The organism is Jannaschia sp. 2305UL9-9 (assembly GCF_041403465.1).
In the GTDB taxonomy this organism is placed as follows: domain Bacteria; phylum Pseudomonadota; class Alphaproteobacteria; order Rhodobacterales; family Rhodobacteraceae; genus Jannaschia.
In genome coordinates, this window is record NZ_JBGEHM010000003.1 from 33,135 (window position 1) to 54,210 (window position 21,076).

Consider the following 21,076-nt stretch of genomic DNA (forward strand, 5'->3'; position numbering starts at 1 on the left):
TGGTCAGGCTTGCGGCGGGCGGGCGCGGAACGACGGCAACCGCCAGCCGAACCTGATCGATCCGGCCCGAAGCAGGAACGTCACGACCGTACATGCGGCCAAGGGCCATAGCCCCGTTGCCCCCAGCTCACGGGCGGCAACGGTGGCCACCCCGCCGGCCAAGGCGGCCGTGACGTAAAGCTCCCCTTGCTTGAGAACCAGCGGAACCTCGTTGCAGACGACGTCGCGCATCAGGCCGCCCATGCAGCCGGTCACCACCCCCATCACCAGCTGAACCCAGACGTCCTGGCCCAAATCATAGGTCACTGCGACCCCCGCTGCGGCGGCAACCGACAGGGCCACCGCATCCAGCCAGACGATCACAGTCAGGCGCGATGCCAACAGGTGGTGCGTGAAGAAGACGATGACGGCCGCGGTCGCCGCGACCGCCACAGGGGTCGCATCACCGATCCAGAAAACCGGATTGCGCCCAAGCAGCAGGTCGCGCGTCGTCCCGCCGCCCACCGACGTCAGGCAGGCGATGAAGATGAAACCGATCACGTCAAGCTGTGCACGTGCTGCGACAAGCGCGCCGGTAATCGCGAACACCAACACCGAAGCAAGGTCGAGCGTCAGGTCGAGGCTCACGATTTGCGGGCTGACTTGAAGGGGGCCATGCCCGCGCGCGCCAGCTCGTCTGCGCGTTCGTTCTCCGGATGGCCCGCGTGGCCCTTGACCCATTTCCACGTCACCGAATGGCGGGCGGCGGCCTCATCAAGGCGCCGCCAGAGATCTTCGTTCTTGACCGGTTTCTTCGTGGACGTGCGCCAACCGTTCCGCTTCCACCCGTGCAGCCATGCCGTGATGCCGCCCTTCACATAGGCGCTGTCGGTTACGACGGTCAGAGTCGCGGGCCTCTCGATCGCCTCCAGCGCGTTGATCGCGGCCAACAGCTCCATGCGGTTGTTGGTCGTGTCGGCCTCGCCGCCCTTCAACTCCCGCTCCTTCAGGACGGCTCCGTCGCGACTGGCGACCAGCAGGGCCCCCCATCCTCCGGGACCGGGGTTCCCGGAACAGGCGCCATCCGTATAGGCGATCAGGTCAGTCATGGCTTAACGCTCCGATGAATAATGTAGCCCGCGACATGGCCGCTGAGGCCAATGCCCCGCCCCGTCCGATGCGTGGGAGATTGCAGACCAGCCTCGGCGGTCAACCGGTCGAGATCTCCGGCCTCGACATAGGTATACCGACGCCCGAGGCTGTCGCGCTGTGTCCCTTGTCCACGTTTCATCCCGAGGTGCAGCACACCGCCGGGCAACAGGGCGGATGCCGCACGCCGGATCAGCACGGGCAGATCCGCCCCGGAGGCATGCAGCAGAGAGAAGTTCGCCCAGATCCCGCGAAAGCGCGGCGCAGGGTCCAGCGCATCGAAGGTTTCCAGCCGCGCGGTCACACCTTTGGCACAGGCAAGTGCGACCATTTCGGGCGTCGCGTCCGTTGCCTCGACCGCAAGGCCCATGCCCGCGAATGCCTCCGCATCGTGGCCGGGGCCACAGCCCCAGTCGAGCACCGGGCCATCGACCGGCGGCAGGGCCGCGACGAAAGTGTCCCAATCCTGTTGCGTGTCCTGCCCCATCGCCGCGTAGTCATTGGCGCGATCGGCATAGACGGAAAGGGTCTGCGCGTCCGTCACAGGGCAACCGGCGCGAGGCACAGAACCACCCCCGCGGTCAGGATGAGCCGAAGCTTCATCCACCATGCCGGGGCCAGTCCCTGTTGCCAGAACAGCCAGTCGAGCGACAGCAATCCGACGAAACCGGCGATCAGCGCGATCGCCGCCGCAACCGGACCGCCGCCCGTCATGAAGAACGCCCAAAGCGCGGGCAGAACGGACAGGGCATAGCCTGTGGTCGCAACGGCACCTTCGGCACGCGTGGCAAACCCCCAGAGAACACCCGACATGAACGACAGGATGACCGACCCGTAGAACAGCCCGACATACGGCCCGATGAACCGCGGCCCGGCCAGTCGCTGCGTCATCTCCGCAGCCATGGGGGACCACATCGTGATGACACCCCAGACGAAGGGCAGAAGGCCCGCAAGGCCAAGGAACAGGGCGGAGCGTGGGATCGAAGCATTGAACATGGCCGGGGGATGCCACGCGCCGCGACATGGATCAAACGCAAACCGCCCGTCACTCGTCGATGAAACAGGGGCGGCGCGCCGCACCGTTGCCCCCATGCCCCCGCGCGTCGTTCAGCGATCAGGCGCGCTCAAGTGCCAGCCGCCCCGCAAGGGCCGCGAAGACGGCGGCGAATGACCGGTTCAGCCACGCCATGGCCCGTTCCGACGACAGAAGCCACGCGCGGAACGCCCCGGCAAACAGGCCGTAGATTGCGAACACGGCAAAGGTCATCCCCATGAACACGGCGCCAAGCGATGCCATCTCGATCGTCGCGCGCGTCGGATCGCCGGACAGAAACGGGGGAAGCAGGGCGAGGAAAAAGATCGACAGCTTGGGGTTCAGCACGTTGATCAGCAGACCGCGCCAGGCCACGCGCCACATTGGATCGGCTGATCCGTCCGCCGGCTTCACCGCAAGGGCACCCGTCTGCCGCACGGCCCCCCATGCCATCCACAGAAGATAGGCGACGCCTGCGAACTTGACGATATTGAACAGGATGGCCGAGGTATGAAGCACCGCCGCCACCCCGAGGATCGCCGCCAACAGGGCGGGCAGGATACCCAAGGTGCAACCGGCCGCCGCGAACAGGGCCGCGCCGCGACCGCGTCCCAGCCCCATGGCCAGCGTATAGATGACACCGGTGCCCGGGGCGATCACGACCACGAGGGCCGTAAGCAGAAACTGAAACGTGATCATCCATCCACCCTGCCCCGCCTGCCTGCATTCGGGCAAGTGGGGATGCTGATCCATAGGGAGAAGTATGCCATCGGGGCGCCGGCGCGACCGGTTGACGCCGATCCCGCAACCGGCGTGCCCGTCGTTACGCAGGTTCGCGCAGGACGCGGGGCACCTTGAATTCGACGTTCTCTTCGGCCGTTACGACATGTTCGACGCGCACGTCGTAGTGGTCGGAAAACGCATCCACGACGTCGTTGATCAGGACCTCCGGCGCGCTGGCCCCGGCGGTAATGCCGACCGATGTGATGCCCGCCAATGCGCGCCAATCGATATCGGAGGCGTTCTGCACCAATTGGGCATAGTCACACCCCGCGCGCGCGCCGACCTCGACCAACCGCCTGGAGTTGGAGGAATTGGGCGCGCCGACGACAAGGATCGCGTCGCAATTGGGCGCCATCGCCTTGACCGCCTCCTGGCGGTTGGTGGTCGCGTAGCAGATGTCTTCCTTGTGGGGGCCGACGATGGCCGGGAAACGCGCCTTGAGGGCCGCGACCACCTCGGCCGTGTCGTCGACCGACAGGGTGGTCTGCGTGATGAAGGCAAGGCGGTCGGGGTCGCGGGGGGCCAAGGTGGCGACATCCTCGGGGGTTTCGACAAGCAGCACCTCCCCCTCGGGCAGCTGACCCATGGTGCCGACGGTCTCGGGGTGGCCCGCGTGACCGATCATCACCATCTGCAGGCCGTTGTCGGAATGCCGCGCCGCCTCGATATGCACCTTGCTGACCAGCGGACAGGTGGCATCGACGTAGACCATCTTTCGCGCCTCGGCCGCCTGGGGCACCGATTTCGGGACACCATGCGCCGAAAAGATGACGGGCCGGTCGGGGGGGCATTCCTCCAGCTCCTCGACGAAGACGGCCCCCTTTTCGCGCAAGCCGTCGACCACGAACTTGTTGTGCACGATCTCGTGCCGGACATAGACGGGGGCGCCCCATTTCTCGAGCGCCAGTTCGACGATCTTGATGGCACGGTCCACACCGGCACAGAACCCGCGCGGCGCGGCCATGTACAGGGTCAGGGGGGGCTTGGTCATGGCGGCTCTCCTTGACGGAACAGGTAAGGGCGCGGCGCCCGCACGTCCAGTGATCAGCTGGGGCGCAGGGCCATCATTTGCGCCAATGCGTCGGCACGATGATCAGTGCCCCGACCGACGCGAGGATCGCGTTCAGACCCGGTGCACGAAATCCGATCCCGAACATGATCGTCAGGAAATAGAACAGGAACGCACCGCCGACGCAGATGACGATGCTGGACAGGATGCCGTTATGGGTGAATCCCGTGCGTTCGGCCGCATAACCGACGATGCCCGCAATGACGACGGTGCCGATCAGGGTCGGGAACATGGGCGTGCCTCGCGTGTGGTGGTGGCAATCAGTGTCGAGCCTGGGCGGGCCCGGCACAAGGGGTGGCGTCAGGAAAGGTCGGCAAAGGCCGCGCCGGGCGACAGGCGCGCGCCACGCAGCCAGTCCGCCGCCGGAACCGGGCCGCGCCCTGCCGGCTGCACCTCAAGCACCTCCAGCAGGCCATCGCCGGTTCCGATGACCAGACGGTCCTTGTCCGCCAACGTGTTCTGCGGCGCCTGCCCTTCGGTCGCACGGGCGCGAAGCAGCTTCAGGCGCGCGCCGTCGCGCAGGATGAACGCCCCCGGAAAGGGCGACAGACCGTTGATCTGCCGCGCCAAGGCCGTCGCCGGCAGGGACCATGTCAACGTCGCCTCGGCCTTGTCGATCTTGTCCGCATAGGTGACGCCGTCGGCGGGCTGCTTGACGGGCGAAAGCTGTCCAAGCTGCGGCAGGACGCGCAGGACCAATCGCGCGCCCATGTCGGAAAGGCGGTCGTGCATGTCGCCGGTGGTATCGGTTGCATCGATATCCGTCGCCTCGCGCATCAGGACGGGTCCGGTATCCAGCCCCGCCTCCATCTGCATGATGCAGACGCCCGTGCGCACATCGCCCGCCATGATCGCCCGATGGATCGGCGCCGCGCCGCGCCATCGCGGCAACAGCGATGCATGGATGTTGATGCAGCCTTTCGCCGGTGCGTCCAGCACTGCTTGTGGCAGGATCAGGCCATAGGCCACGACGACCGCGACGTCGGCATTCAGGTCGGCAAACTCGGCCTGTGCCTCATCGGTGCGCAGGGATTTGGGATGCCGCACCGGAATGCCCAGTGCTTCGGCCCGCGCCTGCACCGGTGAGGGCCGCAACTTCTTGCCCCGCCCGGCCGGTCGTGGCGGCTGGCAATAGGCGCAGACCACCTCGTGCTCGGCGGCCAGGGCCTCCAGCACCGGAACCGAAAACTCCGGCGTTCCCATGAAGATCACTCGCATATCGTATCCCCCCTGCCCCAGAACCGCGCCGGAAGACGCGTCAATTCAGGCGGCGCGCCCGTTTCAGAAGCATGTCACGTTTCAGTTTCGACAGCCGGTGAAAGTAGAGCTTGCCATCCAGATGGTCGATCTGATGCTGCACGGATGTCGCGCGCAACAGAACGAAATCTTCCTCCCGCGCGGTGCCTGCTTCGTCGATGAAGGCGACCGTGACGGCGCGCGGGCGGCTGACTTTGGCGGACACCCCCGGCAGATTGGGTGAGGCCTCCTCATAGGTGCGCATCTGTCCGCTGGCATGCAGGATGACCGGATTGGCAAGATAGGTCACACCGGTGCCGTCACCCGCATCGACCACTGCCAAACGCAGGGGCACCCCCAGCTGCGGTGCCGCCAGACCGACGCCGGGCATGGCGTGCATCGCCTCGACCATTTCGGCCCAGACGGCGCGCACCTCATCGGTGATGCCTTCGACGGGGGTGGAGGGTTGGGTCAGGCGCGGGTCGGGCCAGCGCAGAAAGGGGCGATGCGTCATGGCCGCCTAGGTGCCCCAGTCATCGCCCCGCGTCCAGCCGTTTGCGGACGGTGGTCAAGGACGGTGCCCCGGCCCCCTGTTCCGCGAGGGTCGAACAAAGGTGGCCGCTATGGCCCCAACGGCGCCTCGGGGTGATCCGTGATCAGAACGCCGTCCAGATGGTCGACCTCATGTTGAACGCATGCCGCAGCAAGCCCCTCGAAAACCTCCGTCCGCTGTCCCCTCGGGCCATCAAACGCCAAGGTCACGCGGTCTGCGCGGGCAACGAGGCGGGGCACGTCAGGCAACGACAGGCACCCTTCCTCGTTCGTCTGACTGCCACTCCGATCGATGATCACCGGGTTCACGAAAACGCGCGGGTCCGGCAGACCCTCCTTCCAGCTGCAATCCATCACGAACAGGCGCAGGCCCTCGCCGATCTGCGGTGCCGCAAGACCCCGCCCCGGCGCGGCATACATCGTGGCCAGCATATCGCGGGCAAGGCCCGAGACATCCGCCCCCCGGTCCACGGGCGCACAGACCTCGCGCAGGATCGGATCCGGGACAAGACGGATGGGAAGGACCATCAGGCCATCAACCAGGCAGCACGGTTCGGATCGGCCTGCATCATGTGGGCGATCCACGCCTGCCGTTCCTCCTCTATGACCTCCAGTTCCCAGACGCAGGCCATCAGGGGGCGGTGATCGACGGGTTCGAACAAGTCCTCGCCCAGGTCCGACCGGGCCAGACATTGGCACAGGATATCTTGATGGGCCCACCAGTCCATCAACAGCCAGACGCCCTGATCGCCACGGTGCAGGATGCAGAAGGCCGCCCCTTCCGAGCCGCCTTCGGTTGCCATCGCATCGGGCAGCGTATCGGCGACCGTGCGCCATGCCTCCGACAGGAGGGAGGCAGGCGGCGTGGCAGCCCCTTGCGCATCGATCCAGTGCATCTTGACCGGAACACCCCAAAGTTCGCCATCATCCAGACGCGCACGGACGCGCGGGACGAACGGTTCAGCCACGGGCGCGTTCGCGCTTCAGCTTGACCATCTTGCGGGTGATCATCTGACGGCGCAGCGGTTTGAGGTAGTCGATGAACAGCTTGCCATCCAGATGGTCGATCTCATGCTGGACGCAGGTCGCCCAAAGGCCGTCCATCGTCTCGGTCTGTTCATTGCCGTCGCGGTCCAGCCATCGCACCGTCACCTCGGCGGGGCGCGTCACCTCGCCATACTGGTCCGGGATCGACAGGCAGCCTTCCTCGTAGACGCTGGTTTCGTCGCTGGCGGCCACGACCTCGGGGTTGAACATCACGAGGGGGCGTGGCGCCTCTCCCTCCTCCTTGACGCAATCGAGGACGATAAGGCGCGTGCCGATGCCCAGCTGCGGGGCGGCAAGGCCGATCCCCGGGGCATCATACATCGTTTCCAGCATGTCCTCGGCCAAGGTGCGCAGGCCATCCGACAGGTCGGGGACCGGCGCGGCAACCTGTTTGAGGCGCGGATCGGGGTGGATCAGAATGGGACGTTTCATCGGCGCGGGTCTAGTCCCGACTGCAGTGCCTTGCAACCGGCAGCAGGGGGTCTAGGGTCGCGCGCAAAGGAGATCCCCATGACCACAGACCCCCGTTTCGACCAGATCATCGACCGCCGTGGCACCCACTGCATGAAGTGGGACGGAATGGAGCCGATCTACGGCGTGCCCGCAGACGACGGGCTGGCCATGTGGGTTGCCGACATGGATTTCCGGCCGCCGCAATGCGTTCTGGATGCGGTTCAGGGCCAGGTCGATCATGGCGTGATGGGCTATTTCGGCGACGACAGCCGATACCGCGCGGCGATCTGCTGGTGGATGAAGGAGCGTCATGGCTGGACGGTCGATCCGGCGGCGATCTTCACCACGCATGGTCTGGTCAACGGTACGGCGATGTGCGTCGACACATACACCGGGCCCGATGACGGCGTCGTCCTGTTCACGCCGGTCTACCACGCCTTCGCCAAGGTGATCCGCGGCAACGGTCGGCGCGTGGTCGAATGCGAACTGGCGTTCGATGGCACGAACTACACCCCCGATTTCGACACCTGGGATGCCCAGATGGCCGAGGTCGACGCGAAGATGATGATCCTGTGCTCGCCCCACAATCCGAACGGGCGAGTTTGGACCAGATCCGAGCTTGAGGGCTTCGCGGCCTTTGCCCGCCGGCACGACCTGATCCTCGTCTCGGACGAGATCCACCACGACCTCGTCTATCCCGGCAACACGCATATCCCGATGTCGGCGATCGACGGCATCGAGGATCGGCTGATCATGATGACGGCCACCACCAAGACCTTCAACATCGCGGGGTCGCATTCCGGCAACGTGATCATCCACGACGAACATCTGCGCGCCCGGTTTGCGGCGCGGATGCTGGCACTGGGTCTGTCGCCCAATTCCTTCGGCCTGTTCATGGCGACTGCCGCCTACTCCCCCGAGGGCGCGGCCTGGGTCGACGACCTTATGACCTACCTCGACGGAAACCGCCGAGTGTTCGACGAGGGCATCAACGCGATCCCCGGCCTGCGATCCGTCCCCCTTCAGGCGACCTACCTCAGCTGGGTCTCTTTCGAGGGTACGGGAATGGAGCGGGCAGAGTTCACCCGCCGTGTCGAGCAAAGCGCCAAGATTGCGGTGAACCACGGCCCGACTTTCGGCAAGGGTGGCGATGCGTTCCTGCGGTTCAACATCGCAACCCCGCGGGCCCGCGTCGAAGATGCCGTGGAACGGATGCAGGCGGCATTCAGCGACCTGCAGTAGCAGGCCTGCCCCCGGTCAGGCCATGGCCCTGCAGGACAGGGCCGTGGCGCGATGCCTGATCGGGCCGGCTCCTAGACCTCGGCCCCACCGTCATAGGAAATGGACGCCGATGACAGCCTGTTTAGGAATGTCTGCGTCCACCACGCGATATCCTGTTCGAACACGCCCTTGCGCAGGGCGTCGTTGCGTTCGATCCGTTCCTCCAGCGACATGGTCAACGCACGGTCGATAGCCTCTGCAAAGCTGCCCTGGTCGAACGGATTGATCTGAAGGGCGGCTTCCATCTGTTCCGCCGCGCCCGCGAAATGCGACAGGACCAGCACACCGGGATCGGTGACATCCTGCGCGGCGACGAACTCCTTTGCGACAAGGTTCATGCCATCGGCCAGCGGGGTCACGAGGGCGACATCGGCCCGACGATACAACCCGGCGATCCGGTCCCTGTCGACGTGGTGACGCACGTAACGGATCGGCGTCCAGTCAAGATCGGCATGCGCGCCGTTGATGGACCCCGATGCGCGTTCCAGCTCCTCTCGGATATCCTGATAGGCGGCGACATTCTCTCGGGACACAGGCGCGATCTGCAGGAATGTGGGCCGCATATGCGGATCCGACCGGCGGGCCAGGTATTCGCCGAATGCCTCGAACCGATGCACCAGACCCTTGGAATAATCCAGCCGGTCGACCCCGATCAGAAGGGGCGCGCGCGGATCCAGAAGCAACTCGGGCGTCGGGGCCGCGGCCGCCGTCTTCGCGAACCCCTCGGCGTCTATGCCGATGGGGAAGCTGCGGATGGCAAAGATACGGCCTGCACGGATCCATGTGCCGTCGTTCAGGATCTGAACCTCTCCATCCTGTCGCAGGACGTCGAATGCGGCGGATACATCACGCTGCGCTTGCAGGCCGACAAGATCGTGTGCCGCAAGCCATCCTGCCAAAAGGTTGGCCTGCGGCAGGGCCAGAACATCCGTGACGTTCGGAAAGGGGATATGCAGGAACAACCCGATACGGTTGCCCACCCCGAGCTTGCGCAGTTCGGAGGCGACCATCAGGAAGTGATAGTCGTGTATCCAGATCGTATCATCGGGACGCAGCATCGCTGCCAACGCCCGGGCAACCCGCGCGTTGACGGCGGCATAGGCATCGAAATCGTCGCCCGTGATTTCCATCAGGTCCGAGCGGTGATGAAACAACGGCCAGAGGACGGCATTCGAATACCCGAGGTAGAACCCGGCATGCTCCGCTTCGGTCAGCGAGAACGTGAACCGGTCATACGCCCCGCTGCCGATTGGCGTCAGCGTATCATCCGCCGTTTCGGTCGGATCCGCCGATCCGATCCAGATGCCACCCGCACCGGACAATGCCTCGTGCAGCGCAAAGATCAGCCCCCCCGCCGGAACGTCCCCCTTGGGAAGACGGTTCGACAGAACGATCAGCCGCCCCTTTCGCGTGTCAGACGTCATTTGCGACACATCAAGCAAGCCATTCATCCAACCTGGAGATCAGCGTGGCCGGATCCGGCAGCCGATTGGCAGCCACGGTTTCCGCCCCCCCGATCTTGATCGCGGTGCCCCCGAGGTCGGCCGCCCAGGCAAGCGCTGCCTCATCGGTAAGATCATCGCCAGCATAGATCGGCGTCGCCCCGGAAAACGGCGCCTGCCCCATCAGACCGGTCAGCGCGATGTCCTTGCCAACGCTGTCGGGCTTGATTTCATAGGCGCACAGCGCAGGCTGCAACCGGAAACCGGTCGCGGCCGAGGCCAGACTTTCCATGAAGTGCAGCGCCAGAGCGCCCTGCTCCTGTGCCTGACGATAATGCAGGACCACGCCCGTGGGCTTCATCTCGACCAGAAAGTCCGGCGTCAGCGATGCGAAATCGGTGACCAGCCGCTGAAGTGTGGCGATGATCGCCTGATCGAAATCCTGCGTCTGCTGCGTCTTGCCGTCGACGCGCCGCTCGGCCCCGTGCGACCCGATCAAAGGCCCCTTGAAGTCGGGAAGAAAGGCTTCCAGCTCGCTCACGGCGCGCCCCGATACGATGGCCACGCGACCCGACAACCGGTCACAGGCCTTGTCCAGCAGTGCATGCACCTCTGGCGGGACGGTCACGCCATCGGGGCGGGCCGCGATATCGACCAACGTGCCGTCAAAATCCAGAAACAGCGCGGCGTCTGCATGGCCTGGCATCGCTATCGTGTGACCATCGGCGTGTTTGTCGCCCCCCATGAAGCCCGTCATCTGGTAGTAAAGCATCCTTGTTCCTCCCTCGGCGGCGACCTATTCGGCCGCTACGCGCAGATTTACCTGTTTTCGCAGACGCTGTACGGCAAGCGTCGCATCGACCAATCCGTCGCGATTGCCGCAATCGTGCCGTTCGCCGGAAAAGCGGAACGCATGGATCCCGCCAAGCTGCGCGATCGCATCGGTCAACTGGATCTCTCCTCCGGCACCGCGCCCGGTATTCCGCAGTACGTCGAATATCGCCTGATCGATGATATAGCGCCCGACGGCCGCAAGACGAGACGGCGCCTCCTGCACGGACGGCTTTTCCACGAAACGCGCAGCGGGCAGGACGGTTCCGGCGCCGGTGTCATCACAATCGAAAATCCCGTAGCGCGAAACGTGCTGATGCGGCACCTCCTGCGCGGCAACGAGACTGCGCATGGCGGATGGATCATAGGCCTCGGTCATTTCGGCCAGACAAGGGGCGCCGAGGATCAGGTCATCGGGCAGAAGAACACCGACGGGACCGTCTTCCGCATTTTCCGCAGCACAAAGCACGGCATGCCCAAGGCCGAGCTGCTCTTCCTGCATCACGACGCTCAACTCCACCCCGTCCGGCAGGCGGCTTGCGCGCACGGCGTCCAGCAGATCAGCCTTGTTCGCGTCGGCAAGCTTGCGCTCCAGATCGTCATTCGGCTCGAAATACTCGGCCAGCGCAGGTTTGTCGGGGTGCGAGATCAGGATGATCCGACGGGCGCCCGCAGCCAGCGCCTCATCGATGGCAAACTGCAGCAGCGGCGTGTCGTAGACCGGCAAAAGCTCCTTCGGGGTCACCTTGGTGGCAGGCAGCATGCGTGTGCCGAGGCCAGCGACAGGAAGAATTACAGTATGCAGACGGTCCATTTTTTCTCTCCAGCAGGTTATCCCCCGGACGCCCAAGAGCATCCTGACGAGAATACTCTCACAGGGGCGTGACAGTTCCAGCAAAGCATCCGCTTTTCTGCACTGCAGCGGCCAGAGGACCGGGCGTACCCCGCACCTGCCGGATATCGACCCTGAATGCCTATTATTTAGGCAGGCCTGCAACCTGTCTCAGGTCGTTCTGGAACGCCTGTATCTCTGCCGCCCGTTGTTGCGCATCCGGCAGACGCAGCAGGAAACTGGGGTGCACCGTTATCAGCAGCGGCCGCCCGTCGCGGGTCTCTTCCCAGTGACCACGCCGTTTGAGAAGGCCCGTGCCACTGCCGGTCAGCGCATGAAGCGCCGTCGCCCCCATGGCCACGACCACATTCGGCTGAACCAGTGTCAGTTCCTGCATCAGCCAAGGCAAACAGGCCTCGACTTCGGATCTGGCGGGGCGTTGGTGGATCCGACGCTTGCCCTTCTGGACGAACTTGAAATGCTTCACGGCGTTGGTGACATAACATGCCCCCCGATCCAGCCCGGCGACCGCGGCGGATTGATCGAACATCTGCCCTGCGGGACCGACGAACGGACGTCCGGCCAGATCCTCGGTATCGCCCGGCTGCTCGCCCACGATCATGATATCGGCATCCGCCGGACCTTCGCCCCAGACCGTGCGCGTCGCATTGCAATGCAGCGGGCAAGCCGTACAGGCGCGCGCCGCGGCGCAGGCCTCGCCCAGGGTCTGCGGCGCAAACGGCGCCTCGACGATGCGGGGACGGGCCGGGCGCGCAGGCGCCGCCTGCATGGCGCTGACCTGCGCGCGGGCACCTGCAATCAGGCCGGGGATCACGCGCGCTTCGGGCAGGTTCTTCCAGTATTTCTTCGGCATCTCCGCCGTCATCGCGTCGACCTTCAGACGCGCCGGATTGAAGATGTTGCTGTAATAGGTCGTCCAGAGCTCTTCGAGCGCATCCCCGTCGTCCGGGCGCGTGGATGGAACCGCCTCTTGGGAAAGCTTTCCATCCGCATATGTCGTCGTCACCTCGGGCGTGATGATGGCCCAGTCCATGTCCCCGAACCGGTTCACGAAGAAGTCGGCCACGGATTCCTCGATCCGGTGCGTCGGCTCGAACCAGGCGGCAAAGCGACGGCGTTGCGACTGGTCCCCGACTTCGCGAAAGCGGACGAAAGCGTGCATCTTGTGCAGGTCGCGCCGGATTTCCTTGGCAATCCGCTCCGCGCGCGAGACATCCGGGTCTGCGCGCCGTGACAAAAGACCCCGATCCGCCTGAAGCCGGTGCAAAAGGGTGTGGGCCGTGGCGAACCCCTGCCCGGACCGTTCCGCCATCAGCAACCGTGACAGGGCCGCGAAGGCCTTTGGAACCGTCAGATCGCGGGCCGGCGGAAGCGGTTCGTCGAACATCGGCGTCGGCGCATCCTGCCACCCCCAATCGATGTCGGACGGGGCAACATGTACCAGACACCGCGCGGCATCGCGCCACGCGGTCGCGGTGCCAAGGCGCGGCATGCGGGGGGCATGCATGTCAGAACAGTTCCATCTGCTTCGGTTTGACGAAACGGGCTCTCAGGTCCGCCTCGTCGAGGCTGCGCCCCGGATGATGGTCGCGCGTGATTACGAAGGGGCGCGCGGCCTTGATCCGCCCGCCCATGCGGCGAATGTCCTCCAACCCCAAGGCCGCGGTTTTCCGCGCTTTCAGGATGCGCTGAACGATCTTGGTCCCGAAACCGGGAATGCGCAGCAACATCTCTTTCGGGGCGGTGTTCACGTTCACCGGAAAGCGGTCCCGGTTCACGAGCGCCCAGGCGAGCTTGGGGTCGACGTCGAGGTCCAGCATCCCCCCGGCGTCGCGGGTCACGATCTCATCCAGTGAAAAATCGTAGAACCGCAAAAGCCAGTCGGCCTGATACAACCGGTGTTCGCGCATCAATGGCGGGTCCACGAGGGGGAGGACGGCGCTGCTGTCCGGAATGGGCGAAAAGGCGGAGTAATAGACCCGCTTCAGGCCATAGGCGCCATAAAGCCGGGTCGAATTGCCAAGGATCGTGGCGTCGTCCGCTGCGTCGGCACCGACGATCATCTGCGTCGATTGTCCTGCTGGGGCGAACCTGCCCCGCTTGCGTCCTCTCCAGCTCGGCTCGCTGTAATCCTGTTTGGTCAGACTGACCTTGCCCATGGCGCCACGGATCTGGCCCGCGTCCTTTTCGGGCGCGAAGGCCTTTACCGACGCATCGGTCGGAAGCTCGATATTGATGGACAAACGGTCCGCCGCAAGGCCCGCCCGCTCGATCAGTTCGGGCGACGCCTCGGGAATGGTCTTCAGGTGGATATACCCGCGAAAGCCCCCGGCGCGCAGTTTTTCGGCGATACGGACCATCTCCTCCATCGTGTAGTCGCTGGACTTGATGATGCCGGACGACAGGAACAGACCTTCGATATAGTTGCGGCGATAGAACTCCGTCGTCAGCCAGACGACCTCATCCACCGTGAACCGTGCGCGCGGCACGTTCGACGAGACGCGGTTGACGCAGTAGGCGCAGTCATAGACGCAGTAGTTCGTCATCAGGATCTTGAGCAGGCTGATGCAGCGACCGTCCGGGGCATAGGCATGGCAGATCCCCGAGCCCGTGGTCGAACCGAGCCCCGCCCCGTCCCGCGATCCGCGCTTGGAGGTGCCCGAAGACGCGCAACTGGCGTCGTACTTGGCCGCATCCGACAGAAGGGCCAGCTTTTCCTGAATCGTCATCTTTGCCATATGTTCCTGATACGTTCATAGGAACAGGTCAGCAACAATCTATGACATGCTGCGACGAAATGGCGGGGTGTCGCGGTCGTTTTGCGGCACCTCGGTCCGCGGGGCCTTTCCCCTGCCCTGCCCGCCCGGTAGGACAGCAGCAAAGCGAGGGAGGCACCGCATGGGTGATGAAAAAGGACAGTCACGGATCGGTCTGATCGGTCTGGGCACGATGGGGGCCGCTCTGGCGTCGAACATCGCGGAGAAGGGCTTCGACATTGCTGTCTTCAACCGCACGACACAGGTGACACGCGATTTCGCGGCAGAGGCCGGGGACCTGTCGCCACGGATCACCCCGACCGAAACGCTCGAGGATTTCGTCGCCGCCATCGCCCGTCCGCGGGCCGTCATCCTGATGGTGCCTGCCGGTCAGGCCGTGGACGATCAGATCGATGCGTTGCGTCCCCTGCTGGACGAGGACGACCTGATCATCGATTGCGGCAATGCCCTGTTCTCGGACACGGATCGCCGCGTCCATGATGATCGCGGCCCGTTCCTCGGGGTTGGCGTTTCGGGTGGCGAGGAAGGTGCGCGCCACGGCCCCTCCATCATGGGGGGCGGCGCGGCCGAACACTGGGCCCGCGTCGAAGACATCATGACCGCGATAGCCGCCAAGCATGACGGTGATCCCTGTGCCGCGCTGATGGGCCCCGGAGGGGCCGGGCATTTCGTCAAGATGGTGCACAACGGCATCGAATATGCCGACATGCAGATGATCGCCGAGGTTTACGGCATCCTGCGCGACGGTCACGGCATGGGCCCCGATGCGATCGGCGATCTGTTTGCCGAATGGAACAAGGGCCCGCTGGAAAGCTACCTGATCGAGATTTCGGGCCATGTCGCCCACGCCAGGGATGTCGCGACCGGTGAGCCTTTGTTGTCCGTCATCGTCGATGCAGCCGGTCAGAAGGGCACGGGTCGCTGGACCGCGATCGAAAGCCAGCATCGCCTTGCGCCCGTCCCGGCGATCGAGGCCGCAGTCGTGGCACGCAATCTGTCGTCGCGCCTGTCCGAACGCGCGGAGGGCGAAGACATCTTCGGCGCCGCACCGCAGGCGTTCGACGGGCTGTCGCATGAGACGCTGGAAAAGGCGCTGATCGCGGGCAAGGTCATCTGCTATGCGCAGGGCTTCGAGATGCTGTCGGCGGCCATGCGCGATTTCGGCTGGGACCTGCCGATGGCGCGGATCGCGCAAATCTGGCGTCAGGGGTGCATCATCCGGTCCACGATGCTGGACGACATGTCGACCGCCCTTGCCGAAGAGCCGGGCCGCAACCTGATGTTCATCGATCATTTCGCGGCCATCATGAAGGACAATCATACGGCCCTGCGCGAGGTCGTGGCACAGGCCGCCCTGAACGGTCATCCGATGCCGGCGCTGTCCTCTGGTCTCGCGTATTTCGACGCCATGCGGACGGCGCGCGGCACCGCGAACATGGTTCAGGCACAGCGCGACTTCTTCGGCCTGCATGGCTTCGTGCATGTGAACGGCAAGGAAGATCAGCACGGGCCATGGGCCGCCGATACGGCATCGCCCAAGACCTGATAGCGTTTATGCATTCAAACCGTGCGGGGGCGTCTGCCCCCGCGCCATGCCCGAGCCGGGGATTTATCGGACCCGCAGGGCCATGAATCGTTATTGTTTGCCTGTCCTGCGCCTTGGGCAAACTTCGGCACCAACAGACCGGTCACCTGAAATATTGCGCGGCCACGGCGCCTCAATCGTGCTGACCGCCCGGTCAATCCGCCTACTCGGACGCACCTTCCGCCAGTCAGATGGTTCGTCCCGGCGACGGGTTGCCGCCGTCCGAATGATTGCAGGTGCCGTGGCTGCGCGCGACGGCGGACCGGCAGACCACGGGAAACAGGGTAGCGTTCGTGCGAACGGCATACCGGGGCGCGGCTTCGGTTCCTTCGCGCCGTTCCATCGACACCGGGCCGCGGGTGCCTTGGGGCAAGGCAAAGAACTCGGCCGCCTGCACAGGTGCATCCAGATCGGCACCGCCACGACAGGCCGCAACATAAGGGCGCCCGTCGGCCACGTCGCCAAGAAAGGCGGTGGCATCGACCAGGTACAGGCGCCCGTACTTGCGCCGCGACGGCCGGCTCCGCAGCGTCGCGGACAGGGGACCGCCGCCCAGATACGACGCTTCCCAGACGTCGAATGCCGTCACTTCGCCTCGGGCCGTTGTATCAGAACGCTCCGTTCGGGGTGTCGACCCGTTCCGGCCAAAGGCTCCTCTGCCCTGCACGAAATGGCAGAACAGAAGCCGCGCGGCGCCGTCATCGCAGCGCGTTCTGCGCGGCGTGCAGGGCGCTCATCCGATCTGCGGACACACGCGGCGGCAGTTGCGCGGCCAGTTTGCCCAGCGCGACCAACCACGGCCCCGCCTCGTTGCCTTCGCACAGGATGCAGGCCAGGGCCGCGGCGCGGTCCGGGGCATCGTCCCGCATGGCGCGCAACCCGCCCAGAAACAGGCGTTCGCAGTCGGTGACCGATCCGGCACAGGCCGGGCAACAGGGATCGTTGAACCGGAACGTGGACCGCCTGCTCTGACGCATCGACTGTACCGCGCCCAATGTCGCGACATAGACATGCGGCGCCGCGAAGTGGTCGAAGCCGTCCAATGCCGCCCCGACGCCGCCGATCCACGACTGCGACTGCGGTTCGGCGAAGGTGCGAAAGAACATCCGCGCGATGCGCAGAACCTGCCGTTCGTCCGTATCGAAGGGCAGATCTTGCAAGGGGGTCGTCGTGCCGGACGGGGCGTCGGGACAGGTCATGCGGGTCTCCGTTGAGGGTCTGGTCAGGCGGACAGGGGATGCGGAAGGACGAAGGGCGTGGATGGCACTGCCCCCACACGCACCGCACAGCCATAGGCACGGCTGAGGATGGCGTCCGTCATCACCTCGACCGGGGTGCCTGCGGCCAGCACACGGCCGCCCGCCAGAAGGATCATGCGATCGGCGAACCCGGCCGTCAGGTTCAGGTCGTGCATGACGGCGATCACGCCACCGCCCGACCGGGCAAAATCGCGCGCGATGTCCATCACCACACGCTGATGCGCAATATCCAGCGCGGCAACGGGTTCATCGAGGAACAGCCACCGCGGGGCGTCGTCGGGCGTCGGGTGCCAGACCTGCGCCAGAACGCGGGCCAGTTGGGTCCGGGCCTGCTCGCCTCCCGAAAGTTCCTGATAGAAGCGGCCTTCGAACCCGGCCAGACCGACACGGGCCAAAGCCTGCGAGGCGATGCCGACCTGGTCGGCGGACCGCCCGGCCATCAGACCCAGCCGCACCACCTCCAGCACGGTAAAGGGAAAGGACAGTGCCGAGGCCTGGGGCAGAACGGCGCGGATGGAGGCCAACTGCCACGCGGGCCAGTCTTCGGGCGCATGCCCGTTGATCGTCATGTGTCCGCCGTGGGCCAGGTCACCAGTCAGGCACCGCATCGCGGTCGTCTTGCCCGACCCGTTCGGGCCGACGATGGCCGTCACCTCGCCCGCCCGGGCATCCAGATCGATCCCGTGCAGGATCGACCTGCGGCCCAGCTTGGCCGTCAGGTTGCGTGCAACGATCCTCATAGGTCCACCACCCCGCGATTGCGCAACAGGATCCACAGAAATAACGGCCCGCCGATGGTCGCCGTGACAATGCCGATCGGCAGTTCGGCAGGCGCGATGATGGTCCGGCTGATGATGTCGGCCCCGATCAGCAGGGTCGCGCCCAGCAGCGCCGCGTTGGGCAGCAGCATCCGGTGGTCCGGCCCGGTCGCCAGCCGCAAGAGGTGCGGCACGACGATGCCGACGAACCCGATCCCGCCCGAGACCGCCACGGCGGCCCCAGTGGCCGCGGCGACCGAAAGGATGGCAAGCGATTTGATCCGCTCCACCGGCAATCCGAGGTGCCCGGCCACGGCTTCGCCGAGCGCCAGCGCGTTGAGGCCGCGCGCAAGGAGCGGTGTCATCGCCAGCGCCGCGATGATGATCGGTCCCGCGATGATCAGCTTGGCCCAGGAGGCGCCCGCCAGACTGCCCAACCCCCAGAACGTCAGCTCGCGCAGCTGCGCGTCATCGGCGACATAGACCAACAGGCCCGACACCGCGCCGGACAGCGCACCAAGCGCAATCCCGGCCAGCAGCATCGTGGCCACGGACGTGCGGCCCGCGCGCGTGGACACCCGGTAGAGCAGCATGGTGCTGAGCCATCCGCCGAGGAAGGCCGCGACCGGCACCAGCCACGTGCCGAGAACCGCCAGCACCGGCAGCGTCCCGCCCAGAACGATCGCCGTGATCGCGCCCAGCCCCGCGCCCGCCGAGACGCCGACCAGACCGGGGTCGGCCAGCGGATTGCGGAACAACCCCTGCATCACCGCGCCCGACACCGCCAAAGACGCGCCGACCAGAATGCCCATCGCCAAGCGTGGCAACCGGATATCCAGAAGGACCACGCGGTCGCGCAGCTCCAGCGGCTCGCCCGCCGCGAGGGAGGCCAGCGCCGACCACAGCGAGGTGCCTGCCGCCCCCTGCGCAAGCGACAGGACCGACACGACGATCAGGGCCACCGCCAGCAGGACCGTGGCGCGAAGCGCCAGGCCGCTGCGGTCGCCGGGGACAGCCATTGGCCGCGCGATGTCGCCCACCCAGCTCATCCTGCGTGCGCCAACGCATGGGCCAGGGTTTCGACGGCCTCGGGCGTGCGCGGACCAAAGCCGAGCAGCAGCAGGCCGTCCATCGTCACCAGCGCCCGCGCTTCGGCCGCCCGTGTGGTGGCAAGGGCAGGCATCGCGAACAGCGCATCTGCCGTCGCCGAATGATCGCCGGAACGGTCCATCATCAGGACGACATCGGGGTCGGCATCGGCCACCGCCTCGTCGGTCAGGGGCTTGTAGCCGTCAAAGGCGTCCACGGCGTTGATGCCGCCGGACAGCTGGATGATCCCGTCCGCCGCTGTGCCCTTGCCCGACGCAAGGATGCGCCCGCCTTGGGTGGACAGGACGAACAGGACCCTCTTGCCGGGTCCGTCGATCCCTTCGATGGCCGCGGCAAGGCGGGCGTCGGTCTCATCGGCAAGGGTCACCGCCGCATCGGGCACGCCAAGTGCCACGCCCACCGCCTGGATCTTGGCGCGCAGGCCCGCGCGGTCGAACCCGTCGGGTACGGTCACGAAGGGCACGCCCGCTGCCTGCAGAACCTCCAGGGCTTCGGGCGGGCCTGCTCCATCTTCGGACACGATCAGGTCGGGCGCGACCGACAACACCCCTTCGGGCGACAGCGCGCGCATGTAGCCGACATCGGGCAGCGCCTCGACCTCGGGTGGATAGCTGGACGTGGTATCACGGGCGACCAGCCGATCCTGCTGACCAAGTGCCACGACGATTTCCGTCACGGAGCCGCCGATCGACAGGAGGCGATCCGCCGCCGCCGGCGTTGCCAGAAGGGCGGCGGCCAAAGCGATCCGGATCATGCGTCCACTCCGGGCAGGTGGGCGACGATGGCCGCGAAGTCGTCGACATGGTCGATCCCGGCGTTTTCCTTTCGGTAGCCGAAAATCTGGCTGATCAGCATGCCGTCCGCGTCGAAGGATTCGACCGAAATGGCCGGGCCACGCTTGGTCGGCTTTTCGACGGCCCAGACCTCGGCCACCTTGTCGTCGCGCAGATGCAGGTTGAAGCCGGGATCCATGATGTTGAGCCACGGCCCCATGGGTGCGACCTTCCGGATCGGGCCGGAATGGATCTGAATGCAGCCCGCGTTGCCGACGAACACCATCGCGGGCACGGCCTTCTCGGACAATGCGCAGATCGTGTCGCCAAAGGCGCGGGGTGCCAGTTTGCGCGCGAAAGGCTCTCCGGCCACGCGGTAGGCACCCAGCCGGTTCATCTTGACCTTGCGGCAAAGCATCAGGAATTGATGCGTATCGGTCAGCTTGGCCAGTTCACGGCGCAGCGCATCCGCGCGGTCCGGATTTTCCAGCGCCCCGTCGACAGGCGTGCGCGCCGTGATGTTCAGGGGGCCGGCATCCACGGCCAACCCGTCGCGCATGGCATCGAACACCGCGATGTCGGACCCGTCGCGCAGGTGGATCTTGTGAACCGCATCTCCGGCCGCATCGAACACCTGCAGCGACCGCCGAAGGCCGGTCTCCGTCTCCTGCTCGACGTGGAAGGCGTGGACCCAGTGCTTGGCGAACATACGGGTGTCGATATCGGCGCCAAGGGTCATGGACGCGTGCGGGCCGTCATGGAAATCGGTGTAGCGCCCGACCTTTTCATGCACGCACCACGCGTTCCGTGTCAGGGCCATGACCTCGCCCAGCCCCTCGACGGCGGGGATCAGCTGTCCGGGCGTGGCGGCGATACGGCTTACACGCCAACCCTCGCCGCGCGCGTCCAGAAGCTCCGCTTCGGAAATCTCCAGCCGCTCGGCCAGGTCCCGCGCCCGCAGGGCCGGGGCAGCCTCGATGGCGGCGCGAATCGTGTCATGGCGATGCGGCGCGTCCGCGCCGAATGGTGTCTGTGACAATGTCATCAGGTGTCCTGCAAGCTGTCGATGGGGTGGTGAACTGGCTTGCAATCGGTCGGTCGCGACC

At 65.7% G+C, this 21,076-nt stretch carries 25 protein-coding genes; 2 read left to right on the top strand and 23 right to left on the bottom strand.

Annotated elements, in window-relative coordinates; translation table 11 throughout:
• Window positions 1-3: 3 nt before the first annotated feature.
• The 12 genes from V6N07_RS13520 to def (V6N07_RS13575) form a co-directional block, all read right to left on the bottom strand.
• Window positions 4-627 carry a trimeric intracellular cation channel family protein gene (locus tag V6N07_RS13520; RefSeq protein WP_371156861.1) on the bottom strand — a complete coding sequence of 208 codons (624 nt, stop codon included), beginning with the start codon at window positions 625-627 and terminating at the stop codon, window positions 4-6.
• On the bottom strand, window positions 624-1,088 hold the full coding sequence (gene rnhA, locus V6N07_RS13525; RefSeq protein WP_371156862.1) for a ribonuclease HI: 465 nt from the start codon (window positions 1,086-1,088) through the stop codon (window positions 624-626). Before rnhA ends, V6N07_RS13520 begins: the two co-directional genes overlap by 4 nt.
• Complete coding sequence (locus tag V6N07_RS13530) at window positions 1,085-1,672, bottom strand: class I SAM-dependent methyltransferase (RefSeq protein ID WP_371156863.1); 588 nt, start codon at window positions 1,670-1,672, stop codon at window positions 1,085-1,087. The genes rnhA and V6N07_RS13530 overlap by 4 nt, the downstream gene beginning before the upstream one ends.
• Entirely contained in the window at window positions 1,669-2,124 is a 456-nt protein-coding gene (locus tag V6N07_RS13535; RefSeq protein WP_371156864.1) for a DUF3429 domain-containing protein, read from the bottom strand. Before V6N07_RS13535 ends, V6N07_RS13530 begins: the two co-directional genes overlap by 4 nt.
• Window positions 2,125-2,242: 118 nt before the next feature.
• Window positions 2,243-2,860 carry a LysE family translocator gene (locus V6N07_RS13540; RefSeq protein WP_371156865.1) on the bottom strand — a complete coding sequence of 206 codons (618 nt, stop codon included), beginning with the start codon at window positions 2,858-2,860 and terminating at the stop codon, window positions 2,243-2,245.
• A 124-nt stretch (window positions 2,861-2,984) separates the two neighbouring features.
• Entirely contained in the window at window positions 2,985-3,935 is a 951-nt protein-coding gene (gene ispH / locus V6N07_RS13545) for a 4-hydroxy-3-methylbut-2-enyl diphosphate reductase (protein ID WP_371156866.1), read from the bottom strand.
• A 73-nt stretch (window positions 3,936-4,008) separates the two neighbouring features.
• Complete coding sequence (locus V6N07_RS13550; RefSeq protein ID WP_371156867.1) at window positions 4,009-4,245, bottom strand: hypothetical protein; 237 nt, start codon at window positions 4,243-4,245, stop codon at window positions 4,009-4,011.
• A gap of 68 nt (window positions 4,246-4,313) precedes the next feature.
• Entirely contained in the window at window positions 4,314-5,231 is a 918-nt protein-coding gene (gene fmt, locus V6N07_RS13555; protein ID WP_371156868.1) for a methionyl-tRNA formyltransferase, read from the bottom strand.
• 40 nt (window positions 5,232-5,271) lie between these two features.
• Window positions 5,272-5,763 (bottom strand): peptide deformylase, encoded by a 492-nt coding sequence (def, locus tag V6N07_RS13560; protein ID WP_371156869.1) that lies wholly within the window; start codon window positions 5,761-5,763, stop codon window positions 5,272-5,274.
• A 107-nt stretch (window positions 5,764-5,870) separates the two neighbouring features.
• Entirely contained in the window at window positions 5,871-6,329 is a 459-nt protein-coding gene (def, locus tag V6N07_RS13565; protein ID WP_371156870.1) for a peptide deformylase, read from the bottom strand.
• Complete coding sequence (locus tag V6N07_RS13570) at window positions 6,329-6,769, bottom strand: hypothetical protein (protein WP_371156871.1); 441 nt, start codon at window positions 6,767-6,769, stop codon at window positions 6,329-6,331. The genes def (V6N07_RS13565) and V6N07_RS13570 overlap by 1 nt, the downstream gene beginning before the upstream one ends.
• Complete coding sequence (gene def / locus V6N07_RS13575; protein ID WP_371156872.1) at window positions 6,762-7,280, bottom strand: peptide deformylase; 519 nt, start codon at window positions 7,278-7,280, stop codon at window positions 6,762-6,764. Before def (V6N07_RS13575) ends, V6N07_RS13570 begins: the two co-directional genes overlap by 8 nt.
• Before the next feature lie 78 nt (window positions 7,281-7,358).
• Between def (V6N07_RS13575) and V6N07_RS13580 the strand changes: the two genes are divergently transcribed.
• Window positions 7,359-8,543, top strand: a complete 1,185-nt coding sequence (locus tag V6N07_RS13580; RefSeq protein ID WP_371156873.1) for a MalY/PatB family protein — start codon at window positions 7,359-7,361, stop codon at window positions 8,541-8,543.
• Window positions 8,544-8,614: 71 nt separating this feature from the next.
• Here V6N07_RS13580 and V6N07_RS13585 read toward each other — a convergent pair whose 3' ends face one another.
• The 5 genes from V6N07_RS13585 to V6N07_RS13605 all read right to left on the bottom strand — a co-directional run bounded on the left by V6N07_RS13585 (window position 8,615) and on the right by V6N07_RS13605 (window position 14,446).
• Window positions 8,615-10,006 carry a trehalose-6-phosphate synthase gene (locus V6N07_RS13585; protein WP_371156874.1) on the bottom strand — a complete coding sequence of 464 codons (1,392 nt, stop codon included), beginning with the start codon at window positions 10,004-10,006 and terminating at the stop codon, window positions 8,615-8,617.
• Between the two features lie 10 nt (window positions 10,007-10,016).
• Window positions 10,017-10,796, bottom strand: a complete 780-nt coding sequence (otsB, locus tag V6N07_RS13590) for a trehalose-phosphatase (RefSeq protein WP_371156875.1) — start codon at window positions 10,794-10,796, stop codon at window positions 10,017-10,019.
• Window positions 10,797-10,820: 24 nt separating this feature from the next.
• Window positions 10,821-11,669 (bottom strand): UTP--glucose-1-phosphate uridylyltransferase, encoded by an 849-nt coding sequence (locus tag V6N07_RS13595; RefSeq protein ID WP_371156876.1) that lies wholly within the window; start codon window positions 11,667-11,669, stop codon window positions 10,821-10,823.
• 163 nt (window positions 11,670-11,832) lie between these two features.
• Entirely contained in the window at window positions 11,833-13,200 is a 1,368-nt protein-coding gene (locus V6N07_RS13600) for a UdgX family uracil-DNA binding protein (RefSeq protein WP_371156877.1), read from the bottom strand.
• 16 nt (window positions 13,201-13,216) lie between these two features.
• Entirely contained in the window at window positions 13,217-14,446 is a 1,230-nt protein-coding gene (locus V6N07_RS13605) for a putative DNA modification/repair radical SAM protein (RefSeq protein WP_371156878.1), read from the bottom strand.
• Window positions 14,447-14,606: 160 nt separating this feature from the next.
• Between V6N07_RS13605 and gndA the strand changes: the two genes are divergently transcribed.
• Window positions 14,607-16,031 (top strand): NADP-dependent phosphogluconate dehydrogenase, encoded by a 1,425-nt coding sequence (gene gndA, locus V6N07_RS13610; RefSeq protein ID WP_371156879.1) that lies wholly within the window; start codon window positions 14,607-14,609, stop codon window positions 16,029-16,031.
• Between the two features lie 226 nt (window positions 16,032-16,257).
• On the opposite strand, the gene V6N07_RS13615 is transcribed toward gndA, so the two are convergent.
• From V6N07_RS13615 to V6N07_RS13640, 6 genes are all read right to left on the bottom strand, one after another.
• Window positions 16,258-16,659, bottom strand: a complete 402-nt coding sequence (locus V6N07_RS13615; protein WP_371156880.1) for a hypothetical protein — start codon at window positions 16,657-16,659, stop codon at window positions 16,258-16,260.
• 109 nt (window positions 16,660-16,768) lie between these two features.
• Entirely contained in the window at window positions 16,769-17,269 is a 501-nt protein-coding gene (locus V6N07_RS13620) for a hypothetical protein (protein WP_371156881.1), read from the bottom strand.
• A 23-nt stretch (window positions 17,270-17,292) separates the two neighbouring features.
• Window positions 17,293-18,069 carry a heme ABC transporter ATP-binding protein gene (locus V6N07_RS13625; RefSeq protein WP_371156882.1) on the bottom strand — a complete coding sequence of 259 codons (777 nt, stop codon included), beginning with the start codon at window positions 18,067-18,069 and terminating at the stop codon, window positions 17,293-17,295.
• Window positions 18,066-19,136: a FecCD family ABC transporter permease gene (locus V6N07_RS13630; protein ID WP_371156883.1), complete on the bottom strand. Its 1,071-nt coding sequence runs from the start codon at window positions 19,134-19,136 to the stop codon at window positions 18,066-18,068. Before V6N07_RS13630 ends, V6N07_RS13625 begins: the two co-directional genes overlap by 4 nt.
• Complete coding sequence (locus V6N07_RS13635; RefSeq protein ID WP_371156884.1) at window positions 19,133-19,951, bottom strand: hemin ABC transporter substrate-binding protein; 819 nt, start codon at window positions 19,949-19,951, stop codon at window positions 19,133-19,135. Before V6N07_RS13635 ends, V6N07_RS13630 begins: the two co-directional genes overlap by 4 nt.
• Window positions 19,948-21,015, bottom strand: a complete 1,068-nt coding sequence (locus V6N07_RS13640; RefSeq protein ID WP_371156885.1) for a hemin-degrading factor — start codon at window positions 21,013-21,015, stop codon at window positions 19,948-19,950. Before V6N07_RS13640 ends, V6N07_RS13635 begins: the two co-directional genes overlap by 4 nt.
• Window positions 21,016-21,076: the final 61 nt, after the last annotated feature.

Coding starts and splice junctions, on each gene's coding strand:
- V6N07_RS13635 (WP_371156884.1), bottom strand. CDS start 19,951: ATGATCCGGATCGCTTTGGCCGCCGCCCTTCTGGCAACGCCGGCGGCG.
- V6N07_RS13600 (WP_371156877.1), bottom strand. CDS start 13,200: ATGCCGCGCCTTGGCACCGCGACCGCGTGGCGCGATGCCGCGCGGTGT.
- V6N07_RS13625 (WP_371156882.1), bottom strand. CDS start 18,069: ATGAGGATCGTTGCACGCAACCTGACGGCCAAGCTGGGCCGCAGGTCG.
- def (WP_371156872.1), bottom strand. CDS start 7,280: ATGAAACGTCCCATTCTGATCCACCCCGATCCGCGCCTCAAACAGGTT.
- V6N07_RS13595 (WP_371156876.1), bottom strand. CDS start 11,669: ATGGACCGTCTGCATACTGTAATTCTTCCTGTCGCTGGCCTCGGCACA.
- def (WP_371156870.1), bottom strand. CDS start 6,329: ATGGTCCTTCCCATCCGTCTTGTCCCGGATCCGATCCTGCGCGAGGTC.
- V6N07_RS13605 (WP_371156878.1), bottom strand. CDS start 14,446: ATGGCAAAGATGACGATTCAGGAAAAGCTGGCCCTTCTGTCGGATGCG.
- V6N07_RS13640 (WP_371156885.1), bottom strand. CDS start 21,015: ATGACATTGTCACAGACACCATTCGGCGCGGACGCGCCGCATCGCCAT.
- V6N07_RS13550 (WP_371156867.1), bottom strand. CDS start 4,245: ATGTTCCCGACCCTGATCGGCACCGTCGTCATTGCGGGCATCGTCGGT.
- rnhA (WP_371156862.1), bottom strand. CDS start 1,088: ATGACTGACCTGATCGCCTATACGGATGGCGCCTGTTCCGGGAACCCC.
- V6N07_RS13580 (WP_371156873.1), top strand. CDS start 7,359: ATGACCACAGACCCCCGTTTCGACCAGATCATCGACCGCCGTGGCACC.
- V6N07_RS13535 (WP_371156864.1), bottom strand. CDS start 2,124: ATGTTCAATGCTTCGATCCCACGCTCCGCCCTGTTCCTTGGCCTTGCG.
- V6N07_RS13585 (WP_371156874.1), bottom strand. CDS start 10,006: ATGACGTCTGACACGCGAAAGGGGCGGCTGATCGTTCTGTCGAACCGT.
- ispH (WP_371156866.1), bottom strand. CDS start 3,935: ATGACCAAGCCCCCCCTGACCCTGTACATGGCCGCGCCGCGCGGGTTC.
- V6N07_RS13620 (WP_371156881.1), bottom strand. CDS start 17,269: ATGACCTGTCCCGACGCCCCGTCCGGCACGACGACCCCCTTGCAAGAT.
- V6N07_RS13540 (WP_371156865.1), bottom strand. CDS start 2,860: ATGATCACGTTTCAGTTTCTGCTTACGGCCCTCGTGGTCGTGATCGCC.
- def (WP_371156869.1), bottom strand. CDS start 5,763: ATGACGCATCGCCCCTTTCTGCGCTGGCCCGACCCGCGCCTGACCCAA.
- fmt (WP_371156868.1), bottom strand. CDS start 5,231: ATGCGAGTGATCTTCATGGGAACGCCGGAGTTTTCGGTTCCGGTGCTG.
- otsB (WP_371156875.1), bottom strand. CDS start 10,796: ATGCTTTACTACCAGATGACGGGCTTCATGGGGGGCGACAAACACGCC.
- V6N07_RS13630 (WP_371156883.1), bottom strand. CDS start 19,136: ATGAGCTGGGTGGGCGACATCGCGCGGCCAATGGCTGTCCCCGGCGAC.
- gndA (WP_371156879.1), top strand. CDS start 14,607: ATGGGTGATGAAAAAGGACAGTCACGGATCGGTCTGATCGGTCTGGGC.